A 24,956-nucleotide genomic window follows, 5' to 3' on the forward strand; every position below is an offset into this window, starting at 1 on the left:
TACGGATTAAAAAATATTGTTACATTTGCTATCTTTGATAAAACTTTGCCCGGTCGTAAGTAAGAGGCGTGTGTCCTTACAACAGGCTAGAAGCACCTGGCGGTTTTCAGCGTAAAACACATATTCTAATGAAAGCTACCCTTATGAAGCTTAATTTTTTCAGTGGTCTGTTTGCGATCGTGCTGGTTAGCCTGCTGGCCAGCTGTGGCGGTAGTAAAAAAACTCCCGGCAATGCGCAAGGGCAATTAATCGGCGTAAGTCCCCGGCCGAAGTACTTTCCCCCTGTACCTTATGGAATGGTGTATGTGCCGTCCGGCACTTTTCACATGGGCCCCAGTGATGAGGACGTGAACTATTCTTTCACAGCACGCAACAAAGCGATTTCCATTTCCGGCTTCTACATGGACGCTACCGAGATCACGAACAATGAATACCGCCAGTTTGTTAACTGGGTGCGTGATTCCATCGCACACATTTTACTGGGTCATGTAAAACAGGATGACGGGCAGGATTACATTGACTGGAAACAGAAGATCAACTATGCCGATAAGGCCACCATCGACAAGATGGAGCCGCTGTACTACTCCCAGGAAAACCGCCTGTACGGCAAGAAAGAGATCGATATTTATAAACTCATTTATCACTCCGAAACTTTCAACTGGGACCAGGCTAAGCTGCGTACCAATGCCGGCAAGCCCCGCTCCCAGTTCATCGTAAAGAAAGATGTGGCGATCTACCCGGACACCCTCTGCTGGATCCGCGACTTCTCTTACGCATATAACGAGCCGATGACCCGTATGTATTTCTGGCACCCGGCTTTTGACAATTATCCTGTAGTGGGTGTTACCTGGCACCAGGCCAACGCCTTCAACGAATGGCGCAGCCGCTACTGGGAAGACTACCGCACCTCCAAGAAGCTCTTCACAGAAGATAAGTTCCAGTTGCCTTCAGAAGCCCAGTGGGAATACGCTGCCCGCGGTGGCCGTGAGCAGGCGCCTTATCCCTGGGGTGGTCTTTACATCCGCAACAAGAAAGGATGTTTGCTGGCCAACTTCAAGCCAGGCCGTGGTGATTATCCGGAAGATGGTGGCTTCTACACCGTACGTGCAGATGCTTACTGGCCCAACGATTACGGCCTGTACAACATGGCTGGTAACGTAGCAGAATGGACACAGGACGTTTATTATGAAAATGCTTACTCTTTCACTTCAGATATGAACCCCTACCTGCGCATGGACGTACCGGATACGGCGGCTCCGAAGATGAAACGTAAGGCTGTAAGAGGTGGTTCCTGGAAAGACATCGGTTATTTCCTGCAAACCGGTACCCGCTCTTACGAATACCAGGACAGCGCCAAGTCCTACATCGGCTTCCGTTGTACGATCGCGTTCCTGAGCCGTTCCCGTAACGATTTTAGCAAACACAAATAGTTTGGAATACATCCTGAAAAACAAGCACAAGTCGTTAGCGCAAACAACTATTCCATAAACTTCAACACTTTAACCTTAACAAAATTTAACTAAAAAAGTAAATTTTAACCTATGGCTATGAATCCTAACAAAGCAAAATGGCTCAACTTTTTCGTTTGTACTGCTGCATCTGTGGTAATTATCGGGGCCCTGTTCAAAATTGAGCACTGGAAAGGCGCTGATATCGCTTTGATCATGGGTTTGAGCGTGGAGGCCCTCATCTTCCTGGTGTATGCCTTCGTTCCGGACACCGGTGGTCATGATGCACCTGCACATACAACTGTGGTAGCCGCTGGCAGCCCTAATGTGGCTGGTTTGGACAAAATGCTGGGTGATGCCAACATCACGCCGGTAAGCCTGCAACGCCTGAGCGAGAACTTCCAGAAACTGGGTACTACCGTTGACAAAATGCGCGACATTTCCGACGTGGTAGCTGCTACCGGTGACTATACAGCAAAAACCAAGGAAGCTGCTGTGGCCGTAGGTAACGTAGCTACTGCATATACCAATGCTGCTGCTGCTGTATCTTCTTTCAACAGCGCTTCTGATGCTACTAAATCCTTCCACGAGCAGATGCAGGTGATGAGCAAGAACCTGGCTTCCCTGAACGCTATCTATGAACTGGAACTGCAGGATACCAACAACCACCTGAAAGCCATGAACAAGTTCTACGGCAACCTGGTGAATGCTTCTGCAGCCATGAACAATAGCGTGGAAGATGCTAAGAAAACACAGGAACAGATCACACTGCTGGCTAAGAACCTCGGTAACCTGAACACTGTTTACGGCAACATGCTGTCCGCAATGAAAGGATAATTGGAAATACTATAGTTGAAACAAAGGCTTTAATCCAAAAAGAAAAGAACTATGGCATTACCAAAAGACCCCAGGCAAAAGATGATCAACATCATGTACCTGGTGCTTACCTCCATGCTGGCACTGAACGTGTCTGCGGAGATCCTGAATGCGTTTACCATCGTAAACAATTCAATCGATAACTCTAACGTTTCCATCACCGGAAAGAACAATAACGCATACGCAGCTTTTGTAAAGCAAATGGCGGACGATCCTGAAAAAGTAGGCCCGCTGAAAGCAAAGGCTGATGCCGTAAAAGCGGAAGCTAAAACAGCTTACGACCAGCTGGAAGCGCTGAAAGACCAGATCGCCAAAGAAACCGGTGGTTACGAAACCGAAGCAAGCGGTGAAAAAACACTGAAAGAAAAAGGTAACCTGGATGTGGCCACCCGCATCATGGAAAACCAAAAGAAGGGCCCCGAGCTGCAGGCTATGCTCAAAAAGTTCCGCACCAGCCTGCTGAGCAGTGTAGATCCTAAAGACCGCGCTACTTTTGATAAAGCGCTGCCCCTGCAGATCCAGGACAGCTATAAGGGGGAAGATGGCAAGGCTAAGACCTGGACCACCTACCACTTTAACATGGTGCCCGCAGTAGCTGCTTTCACCATCCTGTCTAAACTGCAGAACGACGTGAAAAACTCTGAGTCCATGGTAGTGGAAGACCTGCTGAAGCAGATTCACGCCAATGACATCGTGTTCGATAAAATGCAGGCGTTCGTATCCATGAACTCCAAGAACCTGCAGGAAGGCCAGACCCTCACTGCCCAGATCGCGATCGGCGCTTACAGCACTACCGTGAGCCCTGAGATCGTAGTGAATGGCCAGACCCTGAAAGTGGAGAACGGTCTTGCTACTTACACCCTCCCCGTATCCGGCCTGGGTGATAAGACGCTGACCGGTACCATCAAGCTGAAAAAGCCCAATGGTGAAATAGTAGAATCTGCGATCAACGAACCTTACACCGTAGGCGCTTCTGCTACTTCTATCTCTGCAGACAAGATGAACGTTCTTTATATCGGTGTACAGAACCCGATCTCTATCACCGCTGCCGGCGTACCTGCTGAAAAAGTAGCCGCTTCTATCACCGGTGGTAGCATTGCCAAACAAGCAGCCGGCAAGTTCCTGGTAACGTGCAGCCAGCCTGGCAAAGCAAACATCGTGGTATCTGCTGATGGCAAGAACCTTTCTTCCAAAGAATTCCGTGTGAAATTCATCCCCGACCCTGTATTGAAAGTGGGTATGAACAAATCCGGTTATATGAAAGCCTCTGAATTTAAAGTACAGGGCGGCCTGCGTGCTGACCTGGAGAACTTTGAATTTGAAGGTGTGAAATATGATGTAGTTGGTTACCGTATCGGTATCGATGCAAAAGGCAGGGACTATGCGGAAGGCGACGCTAACAGCGCTTACTTCCCCAGCAGCATCCAGGCTTCTGTACGTTCCCTGAAACCCGGCGACCAGGTATACTTCGACAATGTAAAAGTGAAAGGTCCCGATGGCCGCGTACGCGACATGGGTAACATTTCCTTCAAATTAAACTAAAACGGTCCTTTACAACTTGAATTCTATGCGTTCAACAATGATCAACCGGATAGCATGGTGCGTTTTACTGACTGCCCTGATCAGCACCGGCGCTGATGCACAACGTCGCGGCGGCGCCACCCGGCGTAAACCGGCTGCTGATGCAACCCAGCAGACCGATCCCAACGCAGGCGTGACCAACCCGGCAACCGGTAACACAGTGGCTCCTCCCCCCGCGGCGCCAGCCACCACTGGTACGCAGCCTTCCCTGCGCCCGGATGGCATCAGCGCAGGCCCCATGGTAGATACACCCCGTACGTCCAAGCGTGTGGATGGTGTAACCGCCAAGAGCCTTATCCGTGACCGTACACCTCTCACCTACGATTATATCCGTGAAGACGACAAGTTCTGGGAAAAACGCGTATGGCAGATCATTGACATCCGCGAAAAAATGAACCTGCCCTTCCAGTATAACGTAGAGGATGAAAACGGTACGAACCAGCTGTTCATCAACATCCTGCTGAACGCGATCAAGAACAAGGAAGTAGAGGCCTTCAACCCGATTGATGACCGTTTCACCACCGTGATGCCTTACGAAGAGATCATGGGCAAGCTGCAGGGCGAGGTAAAACAAGTGCGCAGCATTGACCCCGTGACCGGTGAGGAAAAAATGGTGGAAACCCGGGATGATTTCAACCCCGAAACGATCAAGCAATTCAAGATCAAGGAAGTGTGGGTGATAGACAAGGAAGCCTCCGCGCTCAAAGTGCGCATCCTGGGTATAGCCCCCATGGTGGCCCGTATGAACGAAGACGGCAGCCTGCGCGCCTCCATCCCCCTGTTCTGGGTATACTATCCTGACCTGCGCCCTGTACTGGCTAAATTTGATGTTTACAACCAGAACAACGACGCAGCCAGCATGAGTTGGGAAGACGTATTTGAAATGCGCTTTTTCTCCAGCTACATCATCAAGGAGAACAATAACTACAACCGTGAGATCAAGGACTACATTAAAGACGGCGTAATGCGCCTCATGGAAGGACAAGCCATCCATGACAAGATCTTTAACAAGGAACAAGACCTCTGGCAGTATTGATAGTTGAATGCATTGAATACAAAAAGCGGCAATCCGGTAAACGGGTTGCCGCTTTTGCTTTTCGGAATGCCTGCTTTATTTCCGGGCTTCATATTCGTTGATCGTTGCCGTTGCCTTGTCCCGCAAAAGGGCCAGCAGCCCCGGTTGCAGCTCACGGAGGGTAAATACGGCAGTGCCATTCTCGCGTGCATACCCATTGGTCACCTGCCCTTCTTTTACAATACTGCCCGCTACCCGCTTTGCCAGTTCGTCCGGTTCGTCATCCAGCAGAATGATGGCGGAAAGCGTATCCATCTTCGGGAACCAATACGCGTAGTCTGCATTGTAAGCAATGGCATCCGGCATTTTACCATGGTTGTAGAAGTTCAGGGCACCGGCTTCGCCATAGTTGCCGCAAATGACCAGGGTATGCGGCTTCACGCTATCCGGCAGTTTGTGATAAGCGCTCAGCGCCAGGTCTGCCATCTGGTGCCAGCCCAGCATGTCTGCAAAGTCCTGCGGTAGTAAGTGATCCTTACCATCTTCCCAATGCAATAATCCAAGCCGCTGCATGCGGTGGTGTTGCAACTGCAGCCGCGCAGGACTGGCCACCGGGTATACAATGTCAAACACCCAGGCCAGCAATCCCACGGGTACCAGCACCCAAAGCGGGCGCAGGTAACGTTTCCAGCCATGCTCAAACAAATGCTCAAAATATACGCTGCCAAAGGCCAGCAGCATGGGATACAGGCCAAAGGCATAATAAGATTTACCATGCGCCAGCAAATAAAGGCCTGTTACAAAAAGAAAAGACCAGCCCAATGCACGGTAAGACCGGAAAGGGGGATACACGAAAAGCGCCACCACTCCGCCTATCCAGAGATAGATGGAACCAAACAGGAATAAAGCCTGGGAGAGAAGATAGCCTGATGCGGTTACATTTACCAACTGGGTAGTGTTGAGCTCTTTCATGTGATGTACCAGCGGGAAGTTATGTTGCCATTGCCAGATAATATTGGGCAATGCGATCAGTAACGCCACGCCGGCTCCGTACCAGAAAGGCCGGGTAGCCATCAACCTGCGTTGCGGTGTAAGTAGCAACGCAGGTAGCAGCGCTACTACGAGGAACATCACGTTGTACTTATTCAGGAAACCCAGCCCCAGGGCCACGCCCAGCCAGATCATCCATCGAGGTTTTTCTGTCTGGATATAACGCACCAGACAATAGTAGATCCAGGTCCAGGCCAGCACGTCAAACGAATTGGGCTGGAACAGCATATTAAGGCGCAGGTAGGAAGAGAACAGCATGGCAAAACATGCCAGCAGTTGCGCATACAAGTGCCCGCCTGCGGCCGCCACCAGTTGCCAGACCAGCAGGATGGTGAGTGCGCCAAATACGGCCGGGAACAGGCGCACGGCCCACTCCCCGTTGCCCAGCCACTGTATGCAAAAGGCTTCCACCGCAGATAGGGGTGGTACGCTCAGGTAGCCCCAGGCCAGGTGGTGCCCCAGGTCCAGGTGCAGGAATTCATCGCGGTGAGGATCATATTGCGGGGAAACAACACAGTATTGCAACGCTATTTTCGAAGCTAACAGCAGGAGCAATACCCAGGTATTTTTGCGTGGGGGCATAAGCAGACTTTGGAACAAAATACAAAAAGCCGGCAGAAGAAATTTCCCAATAGCAACTTCAATGTTCCGGGGAAATGAAAAGCCCGGGCGCAATGCGATGATGCGCCCGGGCTTTTCCACCAGTGATCCGCCGGGACCTGGCCTTATAAGTTCTCCTGCAGTTGGAAATTATTTCGTTTTGGTATAGCCCCATCCTGTCAACCACTGGATCACCTTGGCCTTATAATCGCCCTGGATCAGGATCTGGCCATCTTTTACACTGCCGCCGGTGCCGCATTTTGTCTTGAGCGCTTTACCCAGCTTTTCCAGGTCGTCCGGTGTGCCAATGAAGCCATCAATGAGGGTTACCGTTTTGCCGCCCCGTTGTTTGTTGTCCAGTTTTACACGGAGTTGCTGCTGGGCCGGCGGCAGGGTATCCTGTATTTCAGGTTCCTCGTGCTGGGGCTTGAAATCAGGGTTGGTGGAGAATACGATACCGTTTGTAGTGCGTTTGTTCTTGGACATGGGAAATACGTTTTGAAGCATGAATTATTCAGCCACGATCACCTGCAGGGCACCGGGTTCCAGGCGGAAGGTAACCTGCTGGTCATTGCTCAGGGGCACGGCGTCTCCATCCACCTGCAGGCATTCCAGTTGTTCGCTGTTGATGGTAACGGTGCGGCCGGTGTAGTGCTGCATGAAATCAGTTTTCTCCAGGTTGCCCATCAGGGAGTGGAAACTGAGTGGCGCCAACTGCCAGAAGGAGATGGGGCGCACTAGGCAAAGGTCGAACTGGCCGTCAAATACGGTGGCATCCGCGGCCAGCTTAAATTCAAAACCAAACTGGTTGCTGTTGGCAATCGTGAGCAGGAACGCGGGCTCCTCGATCGTTTTGCCGTCTATTTCTATATGGTAAGGAAGGTAGCGGTAATTCCTGAAACTTTTGATCACCTGGCTGGCGTAGCCATACAGGCCGCGGTGCTTGGTATGGCGGAATTCTTCCGCCACTTTGGCGTCAAAACCAAGACCGGCATTGCTGAGGAAAAGGTGCTCGTTGGCAAAGCCCACGTCCATGGGGCGGGGCCTGCCGGTTACGATCAGTTCCATGGCCTTGTCTATGTTCAGCGGTATTTTCAGGGCACGGGCCAGGCCATTGCCGCTGCCCAGGGGAATGATGCCCAGGGCGGTTTTGCTGCCCCGCAGGCCACGGGCTATTTCGTTAATAGAGCCATCGCCGCCCACGGCCACTACAATATCAAAGTGGCGGGTCACTGCATCTTTGGCAAGGTCTTCCCCATGGCCCATGTAAGCCAGGTACACCGTTTCTACGTGGAAGGCATTTTCCGGGAAGTGGCGGGCTATGTGGGCGTCCAACAGCTTTTGACGGTTGGTGCCGGCTTTCCGGTTAATGATGATGAGGATCTTCTTCAAGGTAATTGCATTCAGGTATATAATGGATGCCGCATTGTTACATCGCTTTCAGGCTCAGGTCCAGGCTCACCGCATGATGGATGATGGCGCCCGCTGAGATGTAATCTACGCCGGTTTGGGCATAGGTCACAATATTTTCCAGGGTAATACCGCCGGAAGCCTCCGTTTCCGCCTGTCCTTTTATGAGCTGCAGGGCTTCGCGGAGCTGGTCTGGCGTATAATTGTCCAGCATGATGCGGTCTACCTTGCCGGTGGCCAGGCATTGTTTCACATCTTCCAGGGTGCGCGTTTCCACTTCAATTTTCAGGTCCAGGTGGTGCGCCTGCAGGTATTCCACGGTACGGGCCACGGCCTGGGGGATGCCACCGGCAAAGTCCACGTGGTTATCCTTGAGCATGATCATATCGTACAGGCCCATGCGGTGGTTGGTACCGCCACCTATACGCACGGCTTCCTTTTCCAGGAGGCGGAAATTGGGCGTGGTCTTGCGGGTGTCCAGGATGCGGGTATGATAAGGCTTTAATACTTGTACATATTGATGGGTGAGGGTGGCAATGCCGCTCATTCGCTGCATACAATTGAGCACCAGGCGTTCTCCGGTGAGCAGTGTGTGCACGCTGGCTTCAATGGTGAAGGCTACCTCGCCCTTTTGCATGGTGTCCCCGTCTTTTTTGAGGGGCGTGAAAATGGCCGAAGCGTCCAGGTGCCTGAAAATGGCTTCCGCCACTTCCATGCCGGCCAGGATGCCGTCTTCCTTGATCTTGAGCTGGGCCTTGCCCCGGGCGCTGGCCGGTATGCAGGCCAGGGTGGAATGGTCGCCGCTGCCAATATCTTCTGCCAGGGCGCTGGTAATGAATGCCGAAAGAGCCGTTGGGTCTAATGCCATAATGATGTGTTTAAAACAGGACGTTCTTACTTCCGGAGCAAAATTACACTTTGTGGGATTAATCCCCTTGTTTGACTTCCGGCCTCCCGCTCCCTTTTCAATGCGGAGCCCCGGGGCAGGGAAATCAACGGCGCTGCACAAGGTTGCCCCGCGGCGGCGGGGCTCCAGGGGGTGGGCTGTTGGCCAGGATATGCCGGATAAAGGAGTCCCGCGCGGTGGCAGCCCCCAGGGGTTGGGGCTGTTTGCCGGATATGCCGGATAAAAAAGCCCCGCGGCGGCGGGGCTATCCAGGTTTTCAAATGATTTATGTCTACAAGGTATGGTTACTTGGTCTCAAAGCGCAGCTCGTTTAATACCATGCTGGCTCCTTTTTTCTGGAGCAGGAAGTAAGTACGGTAAGTGCCGCCGGCTGTGCTCATGTTCCCGATACCAAAACGGGAGCCGCCGCCGCCTTCACCCTGGTGCACGATCTCGAAGGATTTTACCTGGTTTTTGGCAAAAAAATCTTTCAATATCACTTCTGCCTGGGTTTTGCTGTAAGAATTAGACTTACCGGAAATGTTGATCTCTATGGTGTTATCCATGTAAGGGGTCAGGCCACTTACGCTACCCGCCTTGATAGCGCTCACCACTTGTTCAAACGGGCCAGCGGCCTCACTTACAACTACTTCAGTGGTGGGTTTTGGATGTGCGGACACCGTAAATGCAGTGAACACAAGTACTGCACCCAGCGCCCCCAGCACATACATTAAATTTTTCATCATGTTGTATTTTAATGGCATCATATGCCTTTAATCTCTAATGTTCCAAAACTATGCCAAAAAGCGAGGTCTGGCGCGGCTTTACGCGGATCGCTAGTTTTGAGGCGCTAATTTATAAAAAGGGTTTGAAATATATAAAAATCAGGTATTTTTTATCTTTTTTCAGCACAGATGCGTCTGCCCGCTCAGCGCTTAGCCCGCCGCGATTTCTCTTTTTAAGCCCAATGCTTCTATTATCTTTGTGACCGAATTTTTAAAAACAGAAACCGGATGGAAAAGAATAAAGCCATTTTGATCATCATGGATGGTTGGGCGCAGGGTAAAGTAGCCGCCGCCGACGCTGTGGCCGCTGCCAATACCCCTTTCGTAGACAGCTTGTACAAACAATACCCGCACACCACCCTGGTAACCTGGGGTGAGGAAGTAGGCCTGCCCGAGGGGCAAATGGGCAACTCCGAAGTAGGTCACCTCAACATTGGCGCGGGCCGCATTGTATACCAGGAACTGCAGCGCATCAACGTAGCCATCCGTGAAGGAGAACTGGCCCAGAACCCGGTATTGCAGGAAACTTTCCAGTACGCCAAATCCAACGGTAAAGCCCTCCACCTCATGGGCCTGGTGAGCGATGGCGGTGTACACTCCCACCTCAGCCACCTGAAAGCCCTGGTGAATATTGCCAAAGAAATGGGTATCACTAAGTTATACATTCACGCCTTCACAGACGGCCGCGATACCGACCCCAAAAGCGGCCTGGGCTATCTCACAGACCTGCAGCAGCACCTGGACGCAAACGGGGGCAAGATTGCCAGCGTAACCGGCCGCTACTACGCCATGGACCGCGACAAGCGCTGGGAACGGGTGAAACTGGCCTACGATGCGCTCACCAAGGGCATTGGCACTAAAGCTGCAGATGCTGTGGCTGCCGTGAAGGCTAGCTACGCGGCAGACGTGACGGATGAATTCATCAAACCCATTATCATCACCGGTGCAGACGGCGCGCCCGTGGCCACCATCCAGGAAGGGGATGCGGTGCTGTGCTTCAACTTCCGCACAGACCGTTGCCGCGAAATCACGCAGGCCCTTACCCAGCAGGACTTCCCGGATTTTGACATGCACACCATTCCCCTGTTCTACACCACCATGACCCAGTATGATAAAACATACAAGGGCGTGCATGTGATCTTTGAGAACGATAACCTGAACAACACCCTGGGTGAAGTGGTAGCGCAGGCGGGCCGCAGCCAGATCCGCATTGCCGAGACCGAGAAATACCCGCACGTATCTTTCTTCTTCAGCGGTGGCCGTGAAAAGGAGTTTGAAGGGGAACGCCGCCTCATGGCCGCATCGCCCAAAGTAGCCACCTACGACCTGCAGCCGGAAATGAGCGCGCATGAAGTAACAGAAAAGATCGTGGCCGAGATCAATGCCGAAAGCGCTGATTTCATTGCCCTTAACTTTGCCAATGCGGACATGGTAGGCCACACCGGTATCTGGGAAGCCGCCATCAAAGCGGTAGAAACCGTAGACGCCTGTGTAAAGGAAGTGGTAACTGCCTCCCTGAACCATGGCTATACCGTGTTCCTGACGGCAGACCATGGCAACGCCGATTTCATGAAAAATGACGACGGCTCCCCCAACACGGCCCACACCCTGAACCCGGTACCCTTCTTCATCATCAACAAGGACTTCCGCGGTGCAGTGAAAGCCGGCAAACTGGGCGACATTGCTCCCACCATCCTGCATTTCATGGGCCTGCCCATTCCGAAGGAAATGACCGGCACCGTGCTCGTTTAACATCAGTAAGTTTATTGTGTCATACGGACAAAAACCGCGGAAGAAAATTTCCGCGGTTTTTTTATGGGGCGTGTAACTTTTGAAGAATAGCCTGCGTTTTAATGGCAGGTTCCCGGCAAAAGGGGGGGAATTTGAGCGGAGGATATGGAAATGCCCCCGGGTACTGCATCTGAGTATTGGTTTTTCACTAGGTTAACATATTGAGTCAATTGGTTTAAACGATTTTTTTAGTGCTCTCGACAGATTTGCTCATGCTTAGATGCGCCGTGTTCACGGCGCATATTTTTTTTCTGCGTACTTTTGAAACATGGACCGTCGTTTTGCCCGCTTGACAGGAATTTCAGGGATCAGCATTGCTTTTTTATTTGCCGCCTGCATGCAGGTAGAAGGCCCATCCGCTGCTGCCAGCGCGCGTTTCCGTGATCTGCCGGCTTACTTTGCGGGAGAGCAGCACCAGCTGAAACAGGCGGGCCTCATTTTTCATAAAGTAGCAGAACAGGACGGGGTGCGGGATTCCCTCATCACCAGTGATACGGCCACCATTGCTCACCTGCTGAAACCCTTTGCCGGCATTGACCTGAACAAGCCTTCCCTGCGCGATCAATACACAATAGATTCCGTGACGGACGAATTCAGCGGGGCGCGCTCCCTGAGCTATACTGCCAAAACGCCGGCCGTAAACCCCCAGCAGGTGCTCCTGGAAACAGACAGCGCCGGCAACATCCAATCAGTGCAACTAAGTTCCCGCACCAGCAATTTATTGTACAAAACATCATCAACGCTGGTGTACCAGCACCTGAAAACAGTGAGTGTTACCACAGACCAGCAAGTGGTGCTACTGGCGCCTACCCACTTGTCTGTGCAGGTACGCATGTACCCAAAATAACAAGGAAATGACAGCAGCGGAGTTTTCAAAAATATCACACACCATCCCGCTACAGCCGGGCATTTACAAGTACTTCGACGAAAATAACGAGATCATTTACGTGGGCAAGGCCAAGAGCCTGCGCAAGCGCGTGAGCTCTTATTTTGTGAAGAACCACGACAGCTTTAAGACCCGCCGGCTGGTAGAGAACATCCACCATATTGAGTTCACCATCGTAAACTCAGAGCAGGATGCATTCCTGCTGGAGAACTCGCTGATCAAGCAGTTCCAGCCGCGGTACAACATTAACCTGAAAGACGATAAGACCTATCCTTACATGGTGATCCGGCATGAGAACTACCCCCGTGTGTTCCTGACCCGCAACGTGATCAAGGATGGCTCTGAATACCTGGGCCCCTTTACTTCCGTGGGCCGTGTACGGGAGCTGCTGGAAGTGATCCGCTACAACATTCCCCTGCGCACCTGTAACCTGCTGCTTACGCCTAATAACATCCAGAAGGGCAAGTTCAAAGTATGCCTGGAATACCACCTGGGCAACTGCAAAGGCCCGTGCGAAGGCCTGCAAACAGAGGAAGACTATAACGAGAACCTGTCGCAGGTAAAGAACATCCTCAAGGGCAATCTCTCACCGGTGGTAAACCTGTTTAAAGAGCAGATGCAGGAATATGCCATGAATATGGAGTTTGAGAAAGCGGAGATCCTGCGCAAGAAGATAGACAGCCTCAATGCCTACCAGGTAAGATCCACCGTGGTCAATACCCGTGTGGGCAACGTAGATGTGTTCACCATTCTCAGTGAAGGCAACGCCGCTTACGTGAACTACCTGCGCGTGCTGAACGGCACCATTTCCGACACCAAAACGGTAACCCTGGAAAAACAGCTGGAGGAAGGGGATGAAGAGGTGCTCACCTATGCCATTGGCTACCTGCGGGATACCTTTAAAAGCCTGGCCCGCGAGATCGTGGTGCCCATGGAAATTGAGTACCCGGAAAGCCAGGTAACGGTAACCGTGCCCAAAGGTGGCGATAAGAAAAAGCTGCTGGAGCTGAGTGAGAAGAATGTGAACTATTTCAAGGACGAGTTATACCGCAAAAAGATCCTCCACCTGGAAGGTAAGAGCGATATGGAGCGCAAGAAAGTGCTTTACCAGTTGCAGGCGGACCTGGAGCTGCCGTTGCTGCCGGAGCACATTGAGTGTTTTGATAACTCCAACTTCCAGGGCAGCTACCCGGTGTCAGCCTGCGTGGTGTTTAAAGACGGGGTGGCCTCCAAGAAGGACTACCGGCATTTCAATATTAAAACGGTGGTAGGCATCAACGACTTTGCGTCTATGAAGGAAGTAGTACACCGCCGCTACAGCCGCCTGCTGGCGGAGCAGCAACCCCTGCCTCAGCTGGTGATCATTGATGGTGGTAAAGGTCAGCTGGGCGCCGCCATGGAGAGCATCCGCGCCCTGGACCTGATAGGCAGCATGACGGTGGTAGGGCTGGCCAAGAACGAGGAAGAGATCTTTTTCCCGGGGGATAAGGACAGTATAAAACTTCCCTACGGCAGTGAAAGCCTGAAACTGATCCGCCGCGTACGCGATGAGGTGCACCGCTTTGGCATCACTTTCCACCGGCAGAAGCGCAGCAAGGGCACCTTTAAAAATGAGCTGGAAGCCATTAAAGGCATAGGGGAGAATACCGCTACCCAGTTACTGAAAACCTTCCGCTCCGTAAACAAGATCAGGGGCCTTACACTGGATGAGCTGGTGAATGAGGTAGGCCAGGCCAAAGGCAAGTTGGTGTATGAGCACTTCCATCCTACTGCAACAGGATCGCAGCCGGCGGCGAATGAATAACGGGGGGCGGTTCCCCTTTAACCCACTTGTCCGCCGCCGGTCTATGTTTGTCCGTAACTGAACAATCCGCCCTTATTTCGTGATGACAAACTCGATCTCCCCAAACCCCACTGAAAATATTTCCCCGTCTTTATCCAGTACCAGGCGCCCGTCCGGCTGCACATCACGGATGGTGGCAGTAAAGTAGGTATCACCCTGCTTGTAAAGTCCCGGCTGTTGCCAGCGGAACAGCTTGCTCTTATATGCTTCCAGGATGGCCTCGAACCGAGTGGGGTGGAGCTGCTCAAACCTGCGCTGGATGCAGGCGCACAGCGTTTGGGCCAGGGCTACGGCATCCCAGTCCTTGCCGGTGATCTGCTTCAGCGATACGGGATTGGGCAGGTGGTCCGGGAAGCGGGCCTGGTTGATATTAATGCCAATGCCCACGATGGCATATTGCCAGCTTCCGCCGCGCAGCACGTTTTCAATGAGAATGCCTCCTGCCTTTCTGTCACGCCAGTACAGGTCATTGCTCCATTTGATCCCGGTCTCATCGCCGGCGTACTGGAGAAAGAAATCATAAGCGGCCAGGGCTATGGAGGCGCTGAGCATGAACTGGTGGGAAAGGGCCAGCACCTTGGGTTCCAGCAGGGTGGTCATCATCAGGTTTTCGCCGGGAGGTGAGTGCCATTGCTTGCCACGCTGGCCTTTCCCGGCGGTTTGCTCCATGGCAAACCAGGTAGTTCCGGGTGTCACCAGGCCTTCATTAAGCTGTGCCATGGCATAGTTATTGGTGCTGTCAGTGGTGTTCAATACAATAAAAGGCTGTCCGATCACAGTAGATGTTTAAAGCGTTATTTTTCAGCACGAAAAGTAGTGCTTTTTATTGTTTTTGGTGGTGGTTCACCGGTGTGAAGCGGCTGTTGTCCAAGGCATTAATAATTGTTAATATTTCATGCCTGATTTAGTAACTTTGAATATTAAAGATTATTTTTAACGAAAACGTGATTTATTGGCACCTATAACCGTTTTGAGTAAGAGAAAAAGAGCGGAAACCCGCCTGAGCAGAGATAGTGAGATTTTTACTACCATCATCAGGGCCATCCAGGATAAAAAAGGAGAAAATATCGTGTCCCTGGACCTGGGTAACATTCCGGAAGCGGTGGCCGACTTTTTTATCATCTGTGAAGCCAACTCCAGTACGCAAGTACGCGCCATTGCGGACTATGTAGAGGAAGAAATGAGCAAGATCGGCGAAGAGCCGTACAAACACGAAGGTTTTACTGCACAACAATGGATATTGGTTGACTATGTGAATGTGGTCGTTCATATTTTCCAGCCGGAAACACGCAAATTTTACAGTCTGGAAGAAATGTGGAGCGACGCAGATCGCATGGAACATGCCGGCTAGTGCCCGCATACGGCGCGCCATCCCTGGCCACCTATGTAAGCGCGTAAGGCCATTGACCTCCCTCCCTCAACACTTCAGCCCAGATTCTGTGACTATTTAACTTCAATACACCGCGCAGATATTTAATCAGCATTGCAAAAAACATCCGTAAAAGGAGCGAAAGGAATATTATGGAAAAAGGAGGCAATAACTTCATCAAAAGCCCAGACAAATCGCCAAAGAAAGGACCTAAGTTCAATATATACTGGGTTTATGCCTTTATTGGTATAGCCCTTTTGTCAATGAACCTGTGGCCGTGGGAAGGCCCCACCGAGGAGATCAGCTACAAACAGTTCATGACTGAGCTGCTCAACTCCGGCGACATCGATCACGTAAATGTGATCAACAAAGAAACCGCAGAGGTTTTCATTAAGAAAGACAAACTCAACGAGCCGAAATACAACAAGATCGCCAAAAGCCGCATCAGTGGTACTAACAATGGCCCTCATTACACCTTCGGCATCGGTAGTATTCTCACCTTCAAAGACGATATCAACGCCGCGCAGGCAAATGTGCCCGCAAAGGACCGGGTGGAGCTTCACTTCATAGACCGGAAAGGTATGCTGGAGCCCTTTGTCTCGATCGTGCTGCCCATTCTCCTGTTGATAGGGCTGTGGGTATTGCTCATGCGTAAGGTGGGCGGAGGCCCCGGAGGCGGCAGTGGCGGCCCTGGCGGTATCTTCAACATCGGTAAGTCCAAGGCCACCCTGTTTGATAAAGGCACCCGTGTGAACATCACCTTCAGTGACGTAGCCGGCCTGGACGAAGCCAAGGTAGAAGTAATGGAGATCGTGGACTTCCTGCGTAATCCTAAAAAATACACCGCCCTGGGTGGTAAAATTCCGAAAGGCGCCCTGCTGGTAGGCCCTCCCGGTACGGGTAAAACCCTGCTGGCAAAGGCCATGGCAGGTGAGGCGCAGGTACCTTTCTTCTCCATGAGCGGTTCCGACTTCGTAGAACTGTTTGTGGGCGTAGGTGCCAGCCGTGTGCGCGACCTGTTTAAACAGGCCCGTGAAAAAGCGCCCTGTATCATCTTCATTGACGAAATTGACGCTATTGGCCGTGCCCGTGGCAAGAACGTAATGATGAGCAACGATGAACGGGAAAATACGCTGAACCAGCTGCTGGTGGAAATGGACGGTTTCGGTACCGATAGCGGTATCATCATCCTGGCTGCTACCAACCGCCCGGATGTACTGGACAGCGCGCTGCTGCGCCCCGGCCGTTTTGACCGCCAGATCTCTATCGACAAGCCGGACCTGGCTGGCCGTGAGACCATCTTTGAAGTGCACCTGAAGCCCATCAAAACTTCCCCCAACCTCGATATTAAAAAGCTGGCCTCCATGACGCCCGGTTTTGCCGGCGCAGACATTGCCAACGTATGTAACGAGGCGGCCCTGATCGCTGCCCGCAAAGGCAAGAACCAGGTGGAAATGGAAGATTTCAACGATGCCATTGACCGCGTGATCGGTGGCCTGGAAAAAAAGAACAAGATCATCTCTCCCGAAGAGAAAGAAGTGATCGCCTACCACGAGGCCGGCCACGCCATCTGCGGCTGGCACCTGGAACACGCAAACCCGCTGGTAAAAGTGACCATCGTACCGCGTGGGGTGGCTGCACTGGGCTACGCCCAATACCTGCCTAAAGAGCAATACCTCTATAACACCGAGCAGCTGCTGGACGATATCTGCATGACCCTGGGTGGCCGTGCCGTGGAAGAGCTGGTGTTTGGCAAGATCTCTACCGGCGCACAGAACGACCTGCAGGTGATCACCCGCATGGCCTATGCCATGGTGAGTGTGTATGGCATGAACGACAAGGTGGGCAACGTATCTTTCTACGATCCGAACAACGACCAGGCTTTCACCAAGCCTTACTCTGATGAAACGGCCCGTATGATCGATGAAGAAGTACGCATCCTGATCAATAACGCCTACATCCGCACCAAGGAGCTGCTCACTTCCAAAATGAACGAAGTGAAAGTGCTGGCGGAAGAGCTGTTGAAAAAAGAAGTATTGTACAAAGACGACCTGGAACGCCTGATCGGTAAACGCCCGTACGATGTGCGCCGTGAGCACAAACCCATTGGTGACCTCACCGTGGACCCGGTAAGCCCGTCAGACCTGATCAATAACAGCGCTCCATCCATCGCTAACGAAAATTAATATGAACGTTTCACCGGCAAAAGAAAACATCCTCAAGCGGGTACGTAATGCCCTCAGCCAGTCAGTACAACTGCCTTTTCCGAACGCGGAAGGTAACAACTCCGTGTTCCAAACGGCGCACGACGGGCTGGAAATGAAGTTTGCCGAAGAGTTCAGCAAGTTGCAGGGTAAGTTCATCTTTTGCTCCGGTAAAAGTGAACTGCTGGAGAACCTGCAGGCCCTGGCCGAGCATAAGAACTGGAGCCAGGTGCTGTGCCAGACCCCTTCACTGATGAAGTTCCTGGCGCCCGCAGGCCTTTCTTTCCTGAACGCAGACAATGCCCATATAGCCAGTGGTTTCCAGGCGGCCATCACCGACTGTGAATACCTGGTGGCCCGTACAGGCAGCATCATCATGAGCGCCGCACAGCCCTCCGGGCGTGCCTTACCGGTGTACACGCCGGTGCACGTGGTGATCGCTTACACGCACCAGCTGGTGTTTGATGTGAAGGACGGCATTGCCAAAATGAAGGATAAATACGGCGCCAAACTGCCTTCCATGATCAATTTTGCCACAGGCCCCAGCCGCACGGCAGATATTGAAAAGACGCTGGTAGTGGGCATTCATGGCCCCCGTGAGGTGTACGTTTTCCTGCTGGATGAAGAAAAATAAGGTCTGATCTATTTGTAGATAACAACAGCGCATGGAGTAAGATCCTGCGCTGTTTTTTTATAATAGCCTTACCAGGAAATACATTTTCATCCACCTTATCTTTGCCACGATTTAAAACCAATTCATGCATATCGGATTACCAGCAGGCAAGCGCGTTTATTTTGTGTCAGACTTCCACCTGGGTGCGCCGGATCCGGCCACCAGCAGGGCCCGGGAGCAACGCATTGTGCGCTTCCTGGACATGGCGGAGCAGGACGCCGCCCACATCTTCCTGGTGGGCGACCTGTTTGATTTCTGGTTTGAATACAACCACGTGATCCCGAAAGGCTATACCCGCCTGCTGGGCAAGCTGGCTTCCCTTACAGACCGCGGCATTGGCGTAAGCGCCTTCATTGGCAACCATGACATGTGGATGAACGGCTATTTTGAAAGTGAACTGAACATCCCCGTGTACCTGGAACCGCAGACCTTTGAAATAGGGGGTAAGCAGTTTTACGTAGCCCATGGCGATGGCCTGGGCCCCGGTGATCATGGGTATAAGTTCCTGAAAAAAGTATTCCGCAACCCCTTGTGCCGCTGGCTGTTTTCCTGGATGCACCCGGCCATGGGCATTTCCATTGCCAACTACTTCAGCCACAAAAGCCGCTCCGCCACCGGCATGGAGCTGGAACATTTCCTGGGCGAAGAAAATGAATGGCTAGCCATCCACTCCAAGGAAATCCTGCAACAACAACACTTCGATTATTTCATCTACGGCCACCGCCACCTGCCCATAGATATGCCCGTGGGCCCGCATAGCCGCTATATTAACCTGGGAGAGTGGCTCAACTACAACTCCTACGCAGTGTTTGATGGCAACAATATGGAGCTGAAATATTTTGAGAATGAAAATGGCCCGAAAGGAACAGTGATCGGAAGATAAGGATCATCATTTTATAGATAAAGGAAACGCCCAAGCTCAATACGATACTGAGTTTGGGCGTTTCCTTTTATGCATCGAGGATCTCATGCAAAATAGGTGGTGAATGCAGGTCCGTAAACTCCGCCAGGTGCAGTTTAAAGAAATCCAGGTAAGCATACAGCAATTTGCGGCGCTGGTCTTTGTTCATGATGATGTGGCCCAGCGTGGTGGTATCTTTTGCATAGAGCAGCTGCGAAGTGAATTCACTGTTCTGCGCATCCAGGTGGTAAGGGTGGTGGGGAGGCAGGTCTGTGAAGACGCCTTCTTTCAGATCGAGGTAATGCGTGTATTCCGAATACTGGCCGCTGATCTGGAAACCCATATGGCTGCTGAGCTGCAGGGTAAAATACAGGGGAAGGTTAGCCACTACGGAAAGCGGTGCCTGGTCCAGGAGCTGCAGCATGTTCTCTGCAAAATAATACAGCTCCAGCTGTTGCTCGGGTTGTTTAAGACACTTTTGCAACAGTTCTATCATGTACAGGGATACGGTGTTCTTCACCACGTTGAAATGCAGGCTGGTAAAGATATAGCCAAGTTTGAACTCGGAAATGCGCTGCATGTTCTTTTGCTCATGGTGGTACACCACCAGTTCCAGGATATTGCCGGGTTGCAGCAGGTTGCCCTTGCCGCCGCTTTTAGGTTTGGAAGAGCGGGCGCCATTGACCATGTAAGATTGCACGCCAAAAAGCTCCGTGAAAATGCTCACGATCAAACTGGTGTCGCCATACTTTACCTGGCGTAAAACAATACCCCTTGTTTTGTGTAACATGATAGAACCACAAGGTAGCAATAACGGACGAGGCGCGTACTGATAACGAACACATGTGTAAAATAACTATATGTTTTGCTATTGACAATCATAACCTGTGCGGCATGGCATTTTTTCGGTGGCACACAAACAAACTGCATGCAATGTTTAAAAACTATATCAAGATAGCCTGGCGGAGTTTCCGCAACAGCAAGGTGTATTCCGTGATCAATGTACTGGGGCTTGCCATGGGACTTTGCATGGCGTTGCTTACCGGGCTGTGGATGTGGGATGAATGCTCGTTCAACAGGAATTTCGCGCATTACGACCGCCTGCTGAAGGTGTATCATAACAGTACCGATAATGGAACTGTAAGCACTTATCAAACGGTGCCCTACCCCCTGGCCGCCGAAATGCGCGTGAAATACGCGGGCGACTATAAGGCCGTGGCGCTTGGAAAAGGTGCGGATCATGTGATGGAGGCCGGTGAAACACAGCTGACCACCTTTGGCCTGTATGCGGAAACACCGCTGGTGTCCATGCTGAATATGCAGCTGCTGCAGGGTAGCGCGGCATCGATGGATGACGTGGGCTCCCTCCTGATCAGCACCTCCCTGGCCCACCAGCTTTTTGGTGATAAGAACCCGCTGGACCAGGTAGTGCGGGTAGACAATAAGCGCAGCATGAAGATAACGGGTGTGTTTGCCGATTTTCCATTGAACTGCAGCTTTGCCCCTGTAAAGTACCTGATGCCCTGGATGAACATTGCACAGGATCGTGACTGGGCCAGGCATGATATTGAAAATAACAGGTGGAGTAACAATTCCTACGACATTTATGCGCAGTTGCAGGATCATGTAAGCCTTGAAAATGCCAGCGCCCATATTGCCGGTGTGTTTGACCACCGCAACCTGGGTGGCGATCCCAAGCCGGTGCTGCAGCCCATGCGTAACTGGCACTTGTACAACAATTTCAAAAACGGCAAGCCGGATGGCGGGCTTATCCAGTACGTGTGGCTGTTTGGCGCCATTGGTGGTTTTGTATTGCTGCTGGCTTGTATCAATTTTATGAACCTCAGTACAGCGCGGTCTGAAAAGCGTGCCCGGGAAGTGGGCATCCGCAAATCATCCGGTTCCTTGCGCGGGCAATTGATCGCGCAGTTCCTGGTAGAATCTGTGATGATGGCCGCAGCCGCCATGGTACTGGCTTTGCTGGCAACGGCCGCAGCGCTGCCCGCGTTTAACCAGCTCGCGGATAAGCAAATGCACCTCCCGGTAGGGAGTGTTGTTTTCTGGGCAGTGATCCTGGTATGCGTGCTGTTTACGGGCATCATAGCCGGCAGCTATCCCGCGTTTTATTTATCAGCATTTAAGCCGGTGAAGGTGCTCAAGGGCACGTTCAAGACCGGCCGGATGGCGGCCCTGCCACGCAGGCTGCTGGTGGTAGTGCAGTTCTTTATTTCAGTGGTCCTGGTCATTGGTACGGTGAGCATTTACCAGCAGATCCGCTATACTCAAAACAGGCCCGTAGGGTACAACCGGGAAGGGCTGCTGCAGGTGGCCCTGAACACACCGGAGATCAGGACCAATTATGAGGGGCTGCGCCGCGACCTGCTGCAATCCGGTATGGTGGCGGAAATGGCCGAGTCTTCCGGCCCAGCTACCGCGATATGGGCTAACCTGGGCGGTTTTTCCTGGGAGGGAATGCCGGCGGATATGCGGCCACAATTTGGTGTGACACGGGTAACGGTGGACTATGGTAAAGCCGTAGGCTGGCAGATCAGCCGTGGGCGTGATCTTTCCAGGGATTATGGCACAGATGATCATGCTGTTATCTTAAACGAGGCCGCCGTACGTTACACCGGCATTAAAGACCCGGTGGGCAAGATGATCCGCTGGGGTGATGACCAGTTGCATGTGGTGGGCGTGGTAAAGGATGTAGTGATGGAATCGCCTTTTGCAAAGGTAAACCCTATGATCTTTGTACCGGATGGTGTGGACATCGCGATGGCCATCGTTCGCCTGCAGCCGGGCAGGCAGCCTGCCGCGGCGCTGCCTGTGATCGAAAAGATCTTCCGGCAACATAATCCCAAGGGGCCTTTCGTGTATGGATTTGTGGACGATGTGTATGCGGCCAAGTTCCAGGTGGAAGAACGTACCGGCACGCTGGCAGCGGTGTTTACCGTGTTTGCCGTGCTGATAAGCTGCCTGGGGCTTTTCGGGCTGGCGTCATTCGTAGCGGCGCAGCGCACGCGGGAGATCGGCATCCGCAAGGTGCTGGGTGCTACCATTGTACAGGTGTGGGGCCTACTGTCCAGAGACTTTGTCATGCTGGTGCTGCTGGCCTCCGTACTGGCCATACCGGTGGCTTATTACTGCATGGAGCAATGGCTGTCCAAATATGAATATCATATGCAGATCTCCTGGGCGGTATTACTGCTGAGCAGCCTGGGCGCGCTAATGCTTACATTGCTCACGGTGAGCTTCCAGGCTATCCGGGCCGCTATGGTGAACCCGGTACAAAGCCTCCGCTCCGAATAACGTTTATGTATATACGCAATAAAAAAAATCCCGTCCTGATCCAGGATGGGATTTTTTTTATTGGGCACTTAGTGTATATGCTATCATTGCTAATGAATGAATACAATCTTGCTAACCAGTTTATCCGAGCCATCTGCATTGCTTGCAAACACAAGGTAGACACCGCTTTGAGGACGGTGCCCGGTATAGTCGGTACCACTCCAGGTTACCTGGCCGCCGGTGGCTTTGGCCTGGTACACCAGCTTGCCACTGATGTCGGTGATCTTTACGGTGGCATTGGCAAAGAGGCCGCGTACTGCAATGGTGCCGGTATAGCCGGGAGGTACCGGGTTGGGGAAGGCCAATACGCTGGTAGCGGCTACGTTGCTGGTAGCCGTGGCGGTACCGCGGTAAGAAATAATACCATTGGCCGTGGCAAAGCATATTTCGCCGGTGATGGGGCTGATGGCGATCTTATACACCGTGTCACTGAGCAAGGGGCTGTTGGTCACATCAAAATGCTGGAGCACGGAGTCCCCGTTTTCGGCTACCAGCCACACGCCGTTATTGCTGCTCACCCACTTGCGGTTGGCCCCATCCACGGCAATCGCGTTGATCTGCTCACTTTGAAAAAGATAACCTGCAAAGCTGCCTTCCTGCACAATGGGCCAGTAGGCTGGGCAGCCCGTCCCTGTTGCGTTCTGGGCGCAGGGCAGTACTGCTATGCCTTGCCCCGTGCCTATCCATATCCAGCCGTTCTTATCCTTGGCCAGGCAGCGTACATCATTGCCAGGCAGGTTGCCATTGTTATTGCCGCTGGTGTAGCGGTTCCATTTATCGTCCACCGGGTTTTCCAGGTCTGTGCCCGTGTTCAGCACAAAGAGGCCTTCCTGCGCGGGCGATACGATCCATTTCTGGTCGTAGTCATCCACCAGGATCTGGCTTACGCTGGTGTGGTAAAAAGGAATGCCAAAGGTTTGCCACTGGCCGGAGGCTTTTTTTACCACTACGTCTGTAGCCGCGCCGGTGGCCGTCATCCAGAGATTGCCGTAAGCATCTGTGCAAAGGCCGCTCACGTTGTAGGCGTGGGTGGCATCATCCGTGGGCGGCAGTAAGGAGTGTTGTTTGTATACGGTGAAATGCCCGTCCGGGCTCATTTGCAGCAGGCCTCCCCCCAGGGAGCCAGCGTACAGGGTATCATGCAGTACTGCGGTGCTTACCAGGTTAGGCAGGGTATCCAGTCCTTTGCGGTAAGTGGTCCAGGTTTCATTGGCGAAGCCATAGAACCCGCTGCTGTTGTGGCCTGCCATGGCCCAGAGGTCATTGTTGTTGAAGATCATATCACCAGTGGCAATGCCTTGGGGCGCGTTGGGGGTGGTGCTTTGCGCTGTGCCAGCGGTGTAATTGACAAGGCCGGTGCTATCGGCTATCCACAGCTCACCATCCTGTGTCGTTACATCATTGGGTGCAGTGAAGCCGTTGCTGATGGCGGCTTGCAGGCTGCCATCATTTTGAAGGAAGGAAATGCGGGCGGGCTGTTCACACACCAGGAGTTGCTGGCCTGCAGCGCGTATGCGGGTGATGTGGTGAGTAGCATCCTGGTACCAGGGCAGCCATTGGCCGTTGTTCCACTGGTAAAGCATATTGCCCTGGCGGGCAATGAGGGTATTGCCCAGGAGCTGTAATTCTGCTATAGGCGCGGCTTGCAGGCCGTTATTTACGCTGGTCCAGTTGTGATAATCTGCGAGGTTTGCGCCTTGCAGGGGGGCGCGTTTCATGCCCCGGTCTGTAGCGGCGTAGAGATAGCCGTTGCTGATGGCGCAGGCATTTACGCCCAGGTATTCACCGGCATCGCCCAGCACATACGTATCTGCAACCTCCGCCCGGTCTGTGTTCACCACGATGATGCCGATACCGGAGGCCAGCAGGGCGGTTTCATTATAGAAGCTGACGTTGCGAACACTTTTGTCACCTGCAATGTTCTTCTGCAAGATGTCCGGCAGGTTGATGAAAGCCCCGTCTTTGAGCAGGTCCAGGTTACTGTTATGGTATGCAATGACGAGTACCCCTGCGCCGGCGCCCATGCAGGCAATGCCGGCATCATGCAGGCCGTTTACCTTACTGTAGGTGGTAAAGGCGTGTTCATCCGGGCTTACACTGAACACGGTGTAGGGCGTGGCGCAATACAGCTGCCCATCCAGCAAGGCCACGGAGCGGGCGGGCGCCGCGGGCAGGTGACTGCGCCAATGTCCGATGGGCACAGGTTGTGCAGCACTGCGGAGGTATAAGAACAGGCTTAGGAAAACGAGCAGGCGATGCATAATCGTAAAAGTAATATTTGATTATCTTT

At 52.5% G+C, this 24,956-nt stretch carries 20 protein-coding genes; 12 read left to right on the forward strand and 8 right to left on the reverse strand.

Annotated features, from left to right (window positions below):
* The first annotated feature begins 128 nt into the window (after window positions 1–128).
* The 4 genes from porK to porN all read left to right on the forward strand — a co-directional run bounded on the left by porK (window position 129) and on the right by porN (window position 4,941).
* The gene (gene porK, locus DCC81_RS04680) at window positions 129–1,430 is read left to right on the forward strand and encodes a T9SS ring complex lipoprotein PorK/GldK (protein ID WP_240612893.1); all 1,302 of its coding nucleotides are present in this window, start codon (window positions 129–131) and stop codon (window positions 1,428–1,430) included.
* Window positions 1,431–1,547: 117 nt separating this feature from the next.
* A complete protein-coding gene (gene porL / locus DCC81_RS04685; protein WP_240612894.1) occupies window positions 1,548–2,285 on the forward strand; it encodes a type IX secretion system motor protein PorL/GldL in 738 nt (245 codons plus the stop codon).
* Window positions 2,286–2,336: 51 nt separating this feature from the next.
* The gene (gene porM / locus DCC81_RS04690; RefSeq protein ID WP_108685425.1) at window positions 2,337–3,866 is read left to right on the forward strand and encodes a type IX secretion system motor protein PorM/GldM; all 1,530 of its coding nucleotides are present in this window, start codon (window positions 2,337–2,339) and stop codon (window positions 3,864–3,866) included.
* 25 nt (window positions 3,867–3,891) lie between these two features.
* Window positions 3,892–4,941, forward strand: a complete 1,050-nt coding sequence (gene porN / locus DCC81_RS04695; protein ID WP_108685426.1) for a type IX secretion system ring subunit PorN/GldN — start codon at window positions 3,892–3,894, stop codon at window positions 4,939–4,941.
* Window positions 4,942–5,016: 75 nt separating this feature from the next.
* Here porN and DCC81_RS04700 read toward each other — a convergent pair whose 3' ends face one another.
* The 5 genes from DCC81_RS04700 to DCC81_RS04720 form a co-directional block, all read right to left on the reverse strand.
* A complete protein-coding gene (locus DCC81_RS04700; protein WP_262510153.1) occupies window positions 5,017–6,672 on the reverse strand; it encodes a glycosyltransferase family 39 protein in 1,656 nt (551 codons plus the stop codon).
* Between the two features lie 48 nt (window positions 6,673–6,720).
* Complete coding sequence (locus DCC81_RS04705) at window positions 6,721–7,056, reverse strand: translation initiation factor (RefSeq protein ID WP_108685428.1); 336 nt, start codon at window positions 7,054–7,056, stop codon at window positions 6,721–6,723.
* A gap of 24 nt (window positions 7,057–7,080) precedes the next feature.
* Window positions 7,081–7,962, reverse strand: a complete 882-nt coding sequence (locus DCC81_RS04710) for a diacylglycerol/lipid kinase family protein (RefSeq protein ID WP_165806434.1) — start codon at window positions 7,960–7,962, stop codon at window positions 7,081–7,083.
* Window positions 7,963–7,999: 37 nt separating this feature from the next.
* Window positions 8,000–8,848, reverse strand: coding sequence for a carboxylating nicotinate-nucleotide diphosphorylase (nadC, locus tag DCC81_RS04715; protein ID WP_108685430.1), 849 nt, complete (start codon window positions 8,846–8,848; stop codon window positions 8,000–8,002).
* Between the two features lie 323 nt (window positions 8,849–9,171).
* Window positions 9,172–9,612, reverse strand: coding sequence for a DUF4783 domain-containing protein (locus tag DCC81_RS04720; RefSeq protein ID WP_165806435.1), 441 nt, complete (start codon window positions 9,610–9,612; stop codon window positions 9,172–9,174).
* 267 nt (window positions 9,613–9,879) lie between these two features.
* On the opposite strand from DCC81_RS04720, the gene gpmI reads away from it, so the two are divergent.
* From gpmI to uvrC, 3 genes are all read left to right on the forward strand, one after another.
* Window positions 9,880–11,403 carry a 2,3-bisphosphoglycerate-independent phosphoglycerate mutase gene (gene gpmI, locus DCC81_RS04725; protein WP_108685432.1) on the forward strand — a complete coding sequence of 508 codons (1,524 nt, stop codon included), beginning with the start codon at window positions 9,880–9,882 and terminating at the stop codon, window positions 11,401–11,403.
* Window positions 11,404–11,710: 307 nt separating this feature from the next.
* Window positions 11,711–12,289: a hypothetical protein gene (locus DCC81_RS04730; protein WP_108685433.1), complete on the forward strand. Its 579-nt coding sequence runs from the start codon at window positions 11,711–11,713 to the stop codon at window positions 12,287–12,289.
* Between the two features lie 7 nt (window positions 12,290–12,296).
* Window positions 12,297–14,132, forward strand: coding sequence for an excinuclease ABC subunit UvrC (uvrC, locus tag DCC81_RS04735; protein WP_108685434.1), 1,836 nt, complete (start codon window positions 12,297–12,299; stop codon window positions 14,130–14,132).
* 72 nt (window positions 14,133–14,204) lie between these two features.
* Here the strand turns inward: uvrC and DCC81_RS04740 are convergent, their stop codons facing one another.
* Complete coding sequence (locus DCC81_RS04740) at window positions 14,205–14,948, reverse strand: biotin--[acetyl-CoA-carboxylase] ligase (protein WP_108685435.1); 744 nt, start codon at window positions 14,946–14,948, stop codon at window positions 14,205–14,207.
* A 193-nt stretch (window positions 14,949–15,141) separates the two neighbouring features.
* On the opposite strand from DCC81_RS04740, the gene rsfS reads away from it, so the two are divergent.
* From rsfS to DCC81_RS04760, 4 genes are all read left to right on the forward strand, one after another.
* Window positions 15,142–15,522: a ribosome silencing factor gene (gene rsfS / locus DCC81_RS04745; RefSeq protein WP_240612895.1), complete on the forward strand. Its 381-nt coding sequence runs from the start codon at window positions 15,142–15,144 to the stop codon at window positions 15,520–15,522.
* A gap of 170 nt (window positions 15,523–15,692) precedes the next feature.
* Window positions 15,693–17,726 carry an ATP-dependent zinc metalloprotease FtsH gene (ftsH, locus tag DCC81_RS04750; RefSeq protein ID WP_108685437.1) on the forward strand — a complete coding sequence of 678 codons (2,034 nt, stop codon included), beginning with the start codon at window positions 15,693–15,695 and terminating at the stop codon, window positions 17,724–17,726.
* A 1-nt stretch (window position 17,727) separates the two neighbouring features.
* Window positions 17,728–18,378 (forward strand): LutC/YkgG family protein, encoded by a 651-nt coding sequence (locus DCC81_RS04755; RefSeq protein ID WP_108685438.1) that lies wholly within the window; start codon window positions 17,728–17,730, stop codon window positions 18,376–18,378.
* A gap of 124 nt (window positions 18,379–18,502) precedes the next feature.
* Complete coding sequence (locus tag DCC81_RS04760; protein WP_108685439.1) at window positions 18,503–19,300, forward strand: UDP-2,3-diacylglucosamine diphosphatase; 798 nt, start codon at window positions 18,503–18,505, stop codon at window positions 19,298–19,300.
* 67 nt (window positions 19,301–19,367) lie between these two features.
* Here DCC81_RS04760 and recO read toward each other — a convergent pair whose 3' ends face one another.
* Window positions 19,368–20,108 carry a DNA repair protein RecO gene (gene recO, locus DCC81_RS04765; RefSeq protein ID WP_108685440.1) on the reverse strand — a complete coding sequence of 247 codons (741 nt, stop codon included), beginning with the start codon at window positions 20,106–20,108 and terminating at the stop codon, window positions 19,368–19,370.
* Between the two features lie 143 nt (window positions 20,109–20,251).
* Between recO and DCC81_RS04770 the strand changes: the two genes are divergently transcribed.
* Window positions 20,252–22,627: an ABC transporter permease gene (locus DCC81_RS04770; RefSeq protein ID WP_108685441.1), complete on the forward strand. Its 2,376-nt coding sequence runs from the start codon at window positions 20,252–20,254 to the stop codon at window positions 22,625–22,627.
* Window positions 22,628–22,716: 89 nt separating this feature from the next.
* Here the strand turns inward: DCC81_RS04770 and porZ are convergent, their stop codons facing one another.
* Window positions 22,717–24,927, reverse strand: a complete 2,211-nt coding sequence (porZ, locus tag DCC81_RS04775) for a type IX secretion system anionic LPS delivery protein PorZ (RefSeq protein ID WP_108685442.1) — start codon at window positions 24,925–24,927, stop codon at window positions 22,717–22,719.
* Window positions 24,928–24,956: the final 29 nt, after the last annotated feature.

It is taken from the genome of Chitinophaga parva, assembly GCF_003071345.1.
In the GTDB taxonomy this organism is placed as follows: Bacteria; Bacteroidota; Bacteroidia; order Chitinophagales; family Chitinophagaceae; genus Chitinophaga; species Chitinophaga parva.